8 protein-coding genes are annotated in these 12,007 nt (G+C 36.1%); 4 read left to right on the top strand and 4 right to left on the bottom strand.

Annotated features, from left to right (window positions below; genetic code table 11):
- Window positions 1-40 precede the first annotated feature (40 nt).
- The 3 genes from F0365_RS01670 to F0365_RS01680 all read right to left on the bottom strand — a co-directional run bounded on the left by F0365_RS01670 (window position 41) and on the right by F0365_RS01680 (window position 4,284).
- Window positions 41-2,533, bottom strand: coding sequence for a T9SS type A sorting domain-containing protein (locus tag F0365_RS01670; protein ID WP_169932060.1), 2,493 nt, complete (start codon window positions 2,531-2,533; stop codon window positions 41-43).
- Between the two features lie 393 nt (window positions 2,534-2,926).
- Window positions 2,927-3,694 (bottom strand): hypothetical protein, encoded by a 768-nt coding sequence (locus tag F0365_RS01675; protein WP_169932061.1) that lies wholly within the window; start codon window positions 3,692-3,694, stop codon window positions 2,927-2,929.
- Between the two features lie 179 nt (window positions 3,695-3,873).
- The gene (locus F0365_RS01680; RefSeq protein WP_169932062.1) at window positions 3,874-4,284 is read right to left on the bottom strand and encodes a DUF4293 domain-containing protein; all 411 of its coding nucleotides are present in this window, start codon (window positions 4,282-4,284) and stop codon (window positions 3,874-3,876) included.
- A 385-nt stretch (window positions 4,285-4,669) separates the two neighbouring features.
- Here F0365_RS01680 and rho point away from each other — a divergent pair, with 385 nt between their 5' ends.
- The 4 genes from rho (at window position 4,670) to F0365_RS01700 (ending at window position 11,074) form a co-directional block, all read left to right on the top strand.
- The gene (gene rho / locus F0365_RS01685; protein WP_169932063.1) at window positions 4,670-6,418 is read left to right on the top strand and encodes a transcription termination factor Rho; all 1,749 of its coding nucleotides are present in this window, start codon (window positions 4,670-4,672) and stop codon (window positions 6,416-6,418) included.
- Window positions 6,419-6,646: 228 nt separating this feature from the next.
- Window positions 6,647-7,237, top strand: a complete 591-nt coding sequence (locus tag F0365_RS01690; protein WP_169932064.1) for a hypothetical protein — start codon at window positions 6,647-6,649, stop codon at window positions 7,235-7,237.
- 407 nt (window positions 7,238-7,644) lie between these two features.
- Entirely contained in the window at window positions 7,645-8,106 is a 462-nt protein-coding gene (locus tag F0365_RS01695; RefSeq protein ID WP_169932065.1) for a ferritin-like domain-containing protein, read from the top strand.
- Between the two features lie 130 nt (window positions 8,107-8,236).
- Complete coding sequence (locus F0365_RS01700) at window positions 8,237-11,074, top strand: M16 family metallopeptidase (protein WP_169932066.1); 2,838 nt, start codon at window positions 8,237-8,239, stop codon at window positions 11,072-11,074.
- A 72-nt stretch (window positions 11,075-11,146) separates the two neighbouring features.
- On the opposite strand, the gene F0365_RS01705 is transcribed toward F0365_RS01700, so the two are convergent.
- The gene (locus F0365_RS01705; protein ID WP_240961955.1) at window positions 11,147-11,665 is read right to left on the bottom strand and encodes a fasciclin domain-containing protein; all 519 of its coding nucleotides are present in this window, start codon (window positions 11,663-11,665) and stop codon (window positions 11,147-11,149) included.
- Between the last annotated feature and the right edge of the window lie 342 nt (window positions 11,666-12,007).

The raw sequence follows: 12,007 nt of genomic DNA on the forward strand, positions 1-12,007 counted from the left end.
TATGATTAGACAGCTTTTGATTTGATAGTTTTTCTTAGAATTACTTCAAAATGATCTTTTTAGAAACATTGAAACTCGGAGAACTAAGAGTCAAGATGTATGCTCCTTCTGGAATCGCTGATGTATTTACAGTAAGATGACCTTGACCACGATTATTATAATCTTTATTCAATAATACTTGTCCTAGCATATTTACAATACTTATCTGTACATCTTCTTGTTCAAATAATGGAGAAATGATATTAAGCTGCCCATTTTCAGATGGATTAGGAAACACGGTTACATTGATCTCACTAACTGAAAGAGTTTGATCTACTTCAAATTGTACTAGAAAACGATTAGCATCACTGCTCGCTGTCTGAGAATCAATTACATCAAAGTCATAGACATTTGAACCTGAATACATAATTGTAGCACTATTTACATAATTATCTACTAACACTGCGTGATAACCTTGAGGCAAGTTTACCTCTAACGTTAATTGATAGTCTGATCTATTGTGACCTATCAATTGCAATTGCAAAACTTCATTATCCTGAGGCAACTCTCGATGCTTTATACTATAATTTCCAGATTGAGTTAAGCTAGAAAGACTTTCATATTGATTAAACAACTTTGGTGCATCAAGACTATTGATAATATTTTGATCATCAAATTTCAGATTAAATCTATCCAATATTAGGTTTGAATCATCAGAAAGTGCCAAATCAATGGAATAAGGATTCGTTGGCGTACTAAAAGTGGAATTAGAAAATTGAGATGGAGTTTTAGAAGCTTCGTTGAATGTTAATGAGGCATCTCCGTTAGTATCTGTAAGAACAAAAAATGCTTGCCCTGGTTGGATAAACTGACGAGAATCTTGAGCTCCAGAAACATCGACGGTCTCATAAAGCCCAGATGTACTCAAATTAGGATTCCATATGTACATAAAGTTAGGATTAATATTTGATTTCGGTAAACTCTCAAAATCTACTATAGCTTGATAAGGGTTACCTATAAAGCTGAAATCGCCTGCTTGTCTGCTTAATGCTCCAGCATCGTTACCGCCTAATACATTACCTACAAGGTTCACATCACCCAAACTTAAACTTCCTTTTGCTCTTAAAGTAACATTACTATTGACTGGTTGTTGAGTACTGTTAGTGAGATCAAAATTTCTATCTCCACGTATAAAAAATCGATAGGCTCTTCCTGAAGTTAGGACTTCTGTATCTGTATTAGAAATCGCTTGCCAAGAATCAAGTAGGTGTTCATAAGTAAATAAAGAAGGATTTCCAGTTGCAGTTGCATCAAAACCATTTGCTCCTGTCATGCTTCCAGTAATATGTGTACCCAATCCAGCAGGAGAATTACCACTCTCTTGCCAGTTTTCATAAATACTTCCAGTTGAATTTACCGAAGAGGTAATGAATCTATATGCACGTCTAGTGTTATCAAATGCTGGAACAAAACGTTCAACAGTTGCAGGACCATTAATATTACTACTTGAATTTGTTAATAATTGTCCTATTCCGCTCGCATCACTTTTAAAAATCAAGTCTCCATCATTATTATTATCGATACTACCTGTTAAATTTAGGGTGGCACCAGACTGTACGGTAAGCGACTTAGAATTATTGATAGATACATCAGCATCTATTGTTAAATCATTTGCAACAGTTACATTGTGATTAATAATTGTTGCTTCATTTGCAGCTGGCAATGCTCCGTTGATCCAAATGCTTGAATTACTAAAATCACCATTAGTAATAGTCGTATTAAAATTAGGTGTAAATGACACACCTATGGAAGGAATTACTTCAGGACCAAAACCTATGAAGTTAAATGAAGCTGTACCTGCAGCATCGGTAATAGTCAATGCAGATGGATTCAAAACAAAACTTGATGGACTAGATATCAATCCATAATTCATACTGTAATTTTTACTTTCGCTGGCTCCTAGCAATGGAACGTCATTAACATCAAAAGTCGCCGCTCCTCCAGTTAAATTAGGCTGTGTAAGTATGGAGATAAAATATTTTCCTGATGGAAGCGTACCTAATGGCGCTCCTGTATTTGCATTTACTATGTTGGTAACAGATGCTGTATTATAAACTCCTCTAGCAACGGTTGTACCCAAACCATTTAATGTTGCAACTCCCAAACCTACTTGTAAAAGTTCAGAATTATCATCAATAATTCCATTAGTATTAACATCATTGATCGAATATACAATAACAAATAACGATTGAGAACTAGCACCGTTAAAGCCATTTCTCAACATATAACTAAATTTTATTTCATTAATTTCTAAGCCCGTACTAGTTGTATTATTGAGATTGAATACAGAGCCGAACTCCCATGCACTCAACGGGCCACCACCGGGAAAGATCGTACGAGTTGCCTCGGGATTATTTGAGGTATCTAGACCTACTTTTGAAGCATAATTATTTGCTGTTAAATCAAACAAATGAGAGACACTGTTATTAGTGGTATCAACGTCTGTGCCCGTAAAACTAGTTGTATAAGTTGCTCGATAGCTTCCAATTGTCATCCAACTTGTGTCATTAAGAAGACCGGTAAGTGAAACACCAGAACTAGGTGCTATATCTTGAGTAGCAGCTATAATTTGTGTATGTACACTTGTCCATCCATTTGTAGCGTCATTTACTTCTATTAATAAATTTAGAGTAGGAGCTTCTGCGACAGTAACCGTTTCTACTCCAAAATTTAAAACGTTAGCTCCAAACGATATGTGACCGGCATGTGGAGCGATTTGGTTTAAAGGAAAATAACGATTACCAGTGATATGTACTTGATCTCCATTGGATAATAGATTGGAATCATCAATGACACCAATAGTAAGATCTTTTGCTACCGCATCTTCAATTGTAACATCGTCAATTATAGAAGAATAATAATCACCATCAAAAGTAAACTTAATTCTTCACTGAGTTAAAGTACTTAGACCACTGGTAGCCGTGGCAAAAACTACAGTTACTGTCTCTTCGGTCGAATTGTTGCTAAGAGAACGATAATCTACGGTTGTCATAGAAGTACCATCATCGGTTGAAATGGACACACTACGTTCTGTAGTATCAAAATCCCTAAAAAAACTAAAGAAATTAATTGAAAGTGCCGTGTTGGAATACCCTGTAAGATCTATACGCGGGCTAATAAGCTCACCTTTGTGTGGAGAAGGTGAAGTCCCTAGACCAAAAGCTCCTTGAGTACCTACATTATCCATAAAATCAGAATCAAATATTGCTACTCCATTTGCAGCACTAGTTGAAGCAACAGGTGTGGTTCCATTCCAGTAAGCACCTTGAGAATAACCCAACAGGCTTCTTGTCCAGTAGGCGGCACCTGGGGTACCATTTGCGCCAAAAACAGATAAAGCAGTCCAACTGTTAGTATTGTCAACAGCTGAGTAGCTGGTGGCTGTAACAAATCCATTTGCAAATTCTCCGTCAGATGCACCGACGGATGCTCCAGCACCCCATATAGGTGCTGAGTTAATTACAAAATTATTATTTTGTGATCCTCCTAATGCACCGTTAGATCGATCAGCCCTAGTTGGCCCAGAACTGGACACTTTTTCATTGATTGATGGAGTATCGCTCTGTTGTGCACTTCCTATCGCAATCCTATAAATAAGAGAGCAAAAAGATGTATTGTTTTTATCATGATTGAAACTTTGATAAGTTATAATCAAATGTAAAACTAAACGAGAAAAATTATATGTAATGTGCTAGCAAATATTTAACCTTTGTTAAAATAAGTTACAGTTGATATTTAAAAACCGCTTTCGCGAAAGCAAAACAGCCCAAAAACAAAAACCTGCGAGGTGGCGCCTCGCAGGTTTTTTCACTAATATTACTAAGATTATTGCGTTTATCGCAATCGATCTGCAGATTTTACGAGTTGTTCATCCTTTCTTATTGCCTTGTTAGCCAAGACGATTAAAACGATAGATAGGATAGGAATGAACATCCCAATGCCTTTCTCTGAAACCGCCGTTTCTCCAGACATCATTAGCGATTGATATACATAAACTCCTAGTATAAAAAGATTCAATAACAAATTTAAACGGTTCACAACGGTCTGTAATTGTCTATTTCTAAAAAGAAACAAAGCTATTACGGACATTAATGCGCTTCCCATAAAGATACTAAAATACAGACTTTCATCCATACCTACAAACTCATTTCCTTCTCCATTTAAAAAATACTCCACGACCCAAATGAGTACGCCAGATACTAGCGCGGCAAGAAGTAAATAAACAGATTGTATGCGTTGTATCATTAATGCTATTTTCAAAAGCAAAGCAAAAATAGAACTTAATATTAAATAAAGTTCCAATTATCAAACCAAATAAATTAGAAATTTATTTTTATGACGGGATAAAACACGACCCCAACTATACTTCTAAAGTGCGCTGCGCAAATTACTATGCTTGGACTTTCGCTTCGTCTGTAAAGAACTATAATTCCTATTTGTTATCAAGCATTTTGAAATTGATTTACTATAACCTGCTAAAAAAACAACAGATATTAATTATTTAATGTATTATTGCAATGCTAATTAGGTAACCCGCTCTTTATAGGTTATGTAGCAGTTTTAAAAATTTTTCTGATAAATTTTGAACTTTAATTTCCCCTGATAACAATTTTACATTTCAATACAATACATGTTTCAAATAGCTGATTTAAAATCTAAAAAACTTCCTGAATTACAGGATATCGCAAAAGGACTAAATGTTCCTAAATTTAAACAATTGCGAAAACTAGATCTAGTTTACAAAATTCTTGACTTACAAGCTTCCAATCCAGAAGTAGTAAAAAACTTAGATCCTGAAGTCATCACTGCAGCGGCAACTACTGCTCCCGCAACTTCAGATAATAAAACCAACACTCCTTCCACTAGCGATGCTCCCCAAAAAGCACTTCAGAAAAGAGAGCCAAAACCTCGCAAAGAGAAAGCTCCTAAAGATGAAACTACCGGGACAAATGAGACTGATAAGGATGAAAAGGAAAGAAAACCTCGCGAACCTAGACCGAGGAAAGAAAACAATAAGCCTAATCCGCGTAGACCTCGTAACGAGAAAAACGACACAACTGACAATAATAACGATAACAACGAGTCAGAGGATACCAAAAATGGTAACCGTAAGGATAATCGCAACGATAACAGCGATAAAAATGACACCCGTAATAACAGCAACCGTCAGAAAAATCCGCGTAGTACCAGTAACACGAACCAAAATAACGTACCCAAAGGAAATAAGGATACTCGCAACCGTTACCGCGATCCAGATTTTGAATTTGACGGTATTATAGAAAGTGAAGGTGTTCTAGACATGATGCCAGATGGTTATGGTTTCCTACGCAGTAGTGACTACAATTACCTCGCTAGTCCAGATGACATTTATGTATCTCAGTCTCAAATCAGACTTTTTGGTTTAAAAACAGGTGATACAGTTTTAGGAATGGTACGCCCTCCTAAAGAAGGAGAAAAATATTTTCCTTTAATTAAAATTTCACAAATCAACGGACTTGATCCTAAAGTAATAAGAGACCGCGTGTCTTTTGAACACTTGACACCTCTTTTCCCAGATGAGAAGTTTAACCTTGCCGACAGACGCGCTAGTATTTCTACTCGTGTTATGGATCTTTTTGCTCCTATAGGTAAAGGACAGCGTGGTATGATTGTGGCACAACCTAAAACAGGTAAAACAATGTTACTTAAGGATATTGCAAATGCAATCGCAGCAAATAATCCTGAAGTGTACCAATTGATCCTTTTGATCGATGAACGTCCTGAAGAAGTAACTGACATGCAACGTAACGTAGATGGAGAAGTAATTGCCTCTACCTTTGATAAAGAGGCACACGACCATGTAAAAGTGGCTAACATTGTTCTTGAAAAAGCAAAGCGTATGGTAGAATGTGGTCACGATGTAGTGATTTTACTAGATTCTATTACAAGACTCGCGCGTGCCTATAACACGGTACAACCTGCAAGTGGTAAAGTTCTTTCTGGTGGTGTAGATGCAAATGCATTACACAAACCTAAGCGTTTCTTCGGAGCGGCTCGTAACATTGAAGGTGGTGGATCACTATCTATCATTGCAACAGCACTGACAGAAACAGGCTCTAAAATGGACGAAGTAATCTTTGAAGAATTCAAAGGAACCGGTAACATGGAATTACAACTGGATAGAAACATCTCTAACCGTCGTGTTTTCCCTGCCATCGACCTTACCTCATCTTCCACACGTCGCGATGACTTATTGCTCGATGAAAAGACCATGAAGCACATGTGGATTTTACGCAAGTATCTTGCAGATATGAATCCAGTAGAAGCCATGGAATTCATCTCTCAAAAAATGAAGAAAACTCGTAATAACGAGGAGTTCCTTGCTACTATGAATGAATAGTGTAATGATATAAATGATAATGCCCTACTTTTAGTGGGGCATTTTTTGTTCTCGCTTCCGCGAAAGCGGAATTACCATAAACTACATAGAAAACAGTAACTTTACTGTCTGTTACAAAATAAAAATAAAAACCTGCTGATCGCTGCCCACAAAGATTTGAGATAAATAAAAATCACAAATAACACAATGAGTACTAATTCTCATCGTTCCTTTAACATACCTTATCAAATGAAAACTCTTTTTTTATCACTGACCATTGTCTCTTGTTTTATCGCACAAGCTCAAAATCCAGAACCTACGCCTACCACCATAGATGTGCAGTTCAAAAACCTTATTGAGGAATCTAATAACTTTCAAGACTACAAGGTGATCAAGCAAGCACAAATCAATGAGTTGCGCAAGAATACCAACGAGCATATTCAAAAATTAAACGAGAACATCTCTTCATTAGAGACTTCTATCACCGCAAAAGACAGTAGAATTCTATCTTTAGAAAAAGAGCTTACTGGCGCAAATACCGCCCTTTCCAATGTGAAAGCTGAGAGAAATTCTATGAATTTTCTTGGAATCCAAACCAACAAAGCCGTTTACAATACGATCGTTTGGGCTATAGTTGCTGTTTTAGGATTTTTATTTGTCTTGATGACCATGCGATTTAAAAGTAGTAATTCTACTACTAAAGCAGCCAAACAAGAACTTAAATCAATAGAGGAGGAGCTAGAGGACTTACGACACAAATCCATCGAAAAAGTACAAAAACTAGGAAGAGAACTTCAAGACGAGCGCAATAAGCTCTCCAAGCTAAAAGGAGAAAAATAACCTGGTTATAATTCCTTTGTAAAGCGACTATATCAATATAGTTGCTTTTTTTATGGCATTAAACCTCTATACTTTGTAGTAGTAAGCAATACCTCCTCTTTCCGCTTCTTTAAACTTCTTTTTGCAAACCTCTTAACTTAACAAGCTCACATAAGAAAGCATAATAGAGCTCGCTGCCAAAAATTTCTCATGAGCAAAAAAGTCCTCATGATGTACTAACGACCCCAAATTAAAAGTCTGATACCGCAAAATCATAGGTCAATAAGTTTTTTCAAAAGAAAGTAAAATTTTATCTACGCCGCTGCCTAGTGGTGGTATAAGTGTTTAGATATGTTAACCTCTGTCAACTCACAATTTTTTTTTAGAATCAAAATAGCAGATCCTTATTTCATTTTAAAATATAGAATATGGATACGGTGAGAACTGAAAAATACCTCAACGACTTATTAGAAAAAACTTACGATGCTCAACGTGGCTATGCCTATGCTGCTGAAGTAATAAACCACGTACAATTAAAAAGATGGCTGGCACAACAAGGAGCAAGACGCACTGAATTTGCTGCTGTACTATTTAGAGAGATAAAAGGGATGAATAACACGCCAGAATTAGATGGCTCCTTTACTGGAGATACGCACAGAGGATGGATGAATATCAAAGCAGCATTAAGCCTACATAAAGATGAGGCTGTACCAGAGGAATGTTTGACCGGAGAGAAATATGCGATTCAAGAATACCATAAAGTTTTAGAACATAACAAAGAAATGCCTCCAAGTATTATTTCTATACTAGAAGCACAAAAGGATGAAATGCAATTGACAGTAAATGAAATCAGCTCTTTAGCGGATTTTGCCCATGATCATCATCTTTAAATTTTGCGATGGATAAAAGCCGCTCTTTTAGCGGTTTTTTTTATGCCTTACAATATCGTTTTAACTAATTTTAACATTTACTGATTTACTACAATAAGTACCTTGGTCTAACAAAACAAAACAGGTACTTATGAAAGTAGTAAAGCTTCTAGCCTCGGTGATTGTAATAACCGCTTTTATCTCTTGTAAAAATAGTTCGCAAGAAACTCAAACAGATAAAAACGCCTCTACCACTGAAATCTCCATCCCATTTGAAAAGCACACTTTAGATAATGGTTTAACAGTTCTTTTTCATGAAGACAAATCAGATCCTGTTGTCGCTGTAGCGCTTACCGCTCATGTAGGAAGTGCAAGGGAAAAAGAAGGGAAAACTGGTTTTGCACATCTTTTTGAACACCTATTATTCTTAGAATCAGAAAATTTAGGAAAAGGTGGACTAGACGCTATGAGTGCAAGAATAGGTGGCGCTGGAGCAAATGGATCTACCAGCCGCGATGTGACTAATTATTACCAAACCGTTCCTAAAGATGCTTTAGAAAAAATGATCTGGGCCGAAGCTGATAAACTCGGATACTTTATAAACACTGTGACCGATCCAGTGCTTGAAAAGGAAAAACAAGTTGTGAAAAATGAAAAAAGACAAAGCGTAGATAACAATGCTTACGGTCATGAGTCATACGTAGTTGGTAAAAACCTATATCCAGAAGGACATCCATACAATTGGCAAGTGATAGGTTCTTTAGAAGATTTACAAAACGCGTCTCTTCAAGATGTAAAAGATTTTTATAATGACTGGTACACACCTAACAATGCTGTTCTTACGATCGCAGGAGACTTTGATAAAGACCAAGCTCTAAAATGGGTAGAAAAGTATTTTGGCGAAATTAAAAGAGGTAAAGAAGTAGAAAAAACTAAAGTTGCACTCGTACAACTCAAGAGTAATAAGAACCTTTACTACGAAGATAATTTTGCACAAACCCCTCGTCTAGGAATGAATTGGCCTACAATTCCTAATTACCACAAAGACTCTTATGCCCTTAAAATTTTAGGAACTTATTTGTCTAACGGTAAAAAAGCCCCTTTGAATGAAGTAGTTGTTGAAGGTGATCAAGTGGCAGATCAAGCTTATGCCTATAATTATACTTCAGAGCTTGCTGGCCAATTTAGTATTGTTGCTAGAGCATATGATGGCGTTGATCTCGACAGTGTTTTGACCAGCGTAACGAAAGCAATGGCGCTATTTGAAAAAAACGGTATGTCCCAAAATGATTTGGACCGTATTAAAACTGGAGAAGAAACTGATTTTTACCAAGGACTCTCCAGTGTGTTAGGAAAAGGTTTTCAATTGACTCAATATCAAATTCTGGCTGGTGATGCAGGATTTTTAACTGAAGATGTGAAAAATATGCAAGCAGTCACTGTAGAAGATGTAAAAAATGTCTATAAAAAATACATCAAAGGACAGCACTATGTGATGACCAGTTTTGTTCCTAAAGGAAGTACCGCTCTCGCGGTAACAGACGCTCAAATAGCAGATGTGGTGGAAGAACAAATTGTAGAAAATGCTGAAGAATCTTTTGATGCTAGCGTTACAGCTCAATATGAACGTACCCCATCCAGTTTTGATAGAACCATAGAACCAGAATATGGCTCCACACCTACCCTAGCTATTCCTGAAGTGTATCGAGAAAAATTAAGCTCTGGCATCACGGTACTAGGGATAGAGGATAATGAAGTGCCTTTAGTACAATTACAATTGGAGATCAAAGGTGGTATGTTATTAGAAAGCACCGACAAAATAGGTGTTTCTGGAATGCTAGCTGATTTAATGAATAAAGGGACGGCAACAAAAACAGCTGCTGAATTAGAAGAGGCTATCGACCAGTTGGGTGCGTCTATCTATGTAAGATCAAATAATCAAAGTATTTCTATTAGTGCAAGTTCTTTATCTCGTAATTATGATGAAGTGATGAAACTTGTAAATGAGGTATTGTTAGAACCTCGTTGGGATAAAGGTGAATTTGACTTGATAAAACAACAAACTTTGAGCCAGATCCAACAACAAAAAGCAAGTTTAAGAGCTATAGCTGGCAACCAATTTGACAAGCTTGTTTATGGGGAAGATCACATCTTAGCTCAAAATAATTTAGGAACTGCACAAAGCGTCGAAGAGATTACTATTGACGATCTCAAATCCTATTATAACAATTATCTCTCGCCACAGCTAGCAAGTTTCAAAGTAGTGGGAGACATCACAAAAGTAGATGTGAATTCATCTCTTCAAACATTAAATGAAAAATGGGCTAAAAAGGAAGTCATTATTCCTAAAATAGCTCCCATAGAAATGCCTATTTCCTCGAAGGTTTATTTCTATGATGTTCCCAATGCAAAGCAATCTATATTGAGTTTTGGCCATCCTAGTATTCCATCGACGCATCAAGACTTTTATAAAGTAGAGGTGTTGAATTATCGTTTAGGCGGTGGTGGTTTTGCTTCACAATTGACACAGCAGTTGCGTGAGGGAAAAGGCTATACTTATGGAATAAGATCTGGGTATAGCGGTTCTCCTATCGCTGGTATATTTAATATAAGTAGCGGAGTACGCTCTAACGTAACTTATGAATCTACTGTTCTAGTGAGAGAAATTCTAACTAATTATGGCGCTAATTTTACAGAAGAAGATTTAGAAATTACTAAAAGCTATATGATCAAATCTAGCGCAAGAGCTTTTGAATCTCAAGGAGCTAAATTAAGAATGCTTTCTAATATCGAAGAAGATCAACTACCGGTAGATTATGCATTACAAAGACAGAAAGAAGTTAAAAACCTGAGCTTGGAAAACATGAAGAATCTGGCTCAAGAGTATATACATCCAGAACAAATGATTTACTTGATTGTGGGGGATAAAGCAACACAATTCGATAAACTAGAAAAACTAGGTTTTGGAAAGCCTATTCTTTTGAATTAAAAAATAATATTTAGGATAAAAAAAAATGGCTTTCCTTTAAAGGAAAGCCATTTTTAACTTACAATTTTCTAATTATTTAGAAGGTAGTAATACTTTATCAATTACGTGCACTACTCCATTAGATTGCTTTACATCAGCTATCGCTACTGTTGCTGTTGCACCTGTAGCGTCTTTGATCATTACTTTTCCATCAACCACCATTGCAGTTAAAGTTGCTCCATTTACTGTAGCAAAAGTAGTCTTCCCTTTACCTTCTTCTATCATTTTTAAAAGATCACCAGCCATTATATTTCCAGAAACCACATGATATTTAAGAATACTGCTTAAGGTTGCTTTATTTTCAGGTTTTAGAAGTGTTTCCACTGTTCCTTCTGGAAGAGCACTAAAGGCATCATTTGTTGGAGCAAAAACCGTAAATGGACCTTCGCTATTTAAAGTCTCTACTAATCCTGCAGCTTTTACCGCTGCTACCAATGTAGAAAGATCTTTACTTGTTGATGCGTTTTCTACGATAGTCATATCAGGGTACATCATCGCACCATTAATATTTATTGCCATAGCATCTCTTTTCACTTTCTCGTCTTCCACCATCTTCAAAGAATCAGCTTTTTTCTCAGCCATTTCCTGTTCCATTTTCATGTCAGCAGCTTCTCTTTCTTTAGCTTCATCTTTACATGATACCATTAATAAAGATGCAGTTATCGCAACTATTCCGATTGATTTAATAAATTTCATAATGTTATGTTTGTTTAATTCAATTTAAATTAACGAAATAGAATTGATTAAAAAGCAAAAGTAACGTTACTTTATCAATTGATTATAATAATATTAACAGTATATAAACGAGTTCTATAAAAATAGCTTGAATAGTTGAACAAAAAAATCGGTGTGATGAAAACAGCTACGTAATTTGTGAAGTCGTCTGGTTTGAAA

The sequence above is a fragment of the Nonlabens sp. Ci31 genome (assembly GCF_012974865.1).
Classification (GTDB): domain Bacteria; phylum Bacteroidota; class Bacteroidia; order Flavobacteriales; family Flavobacteriaceae; genus Nonlabens.

Coding starts and splice junctions, on each gene's coding strand:
- F0365_RS01690 (WP_169932064.1), top strand. CDS start 6,647: ATGAAAACTCTTTTTTTATCACTGACCATTGTCTCTTGTTTTATCGCA.
- F0365_RS01695 (WP_169932065.1), top strand. CDS start 7,645: ATGGATACGGTGAGAACTGAAAAATACCTCAACGACTTATTAGAAAAA.
- F0365_RS01670 (WP_169932060.1), bottom strand. CDS start 2,533: ATGACAATTGGAAGCTATCGAGCAACTTATACAACTAGTTTTACGGGC.
- F0365_RS01680 (WP_169932062.1), bottom strand. CDS start 4,284: ATGATACAACGCATACAATCTGTTTATTTACTTCTTGCCGCGCTAGTA.
- F0365_RS01705 (WP_240961955.1), bottom strand. CDS start 11,665: ATGGTGGAAGACGAGAAAGTGAAAAGAGATGCTATGGCAATAAATATT.
- F0365_RS01700 (WP_169932066.1), top strand. CDS start 8,237: ATGAAAGTAGTAAAGCTTCTAGCCTCGGTGATTGTAATAACCGCTTTT.
- rho (WP_169932063.1), top strand. CDS start 4,670: ATGTTTCAAATAGCTGATTTAAAATCTAAAAAACTTCCTGAATTACAG.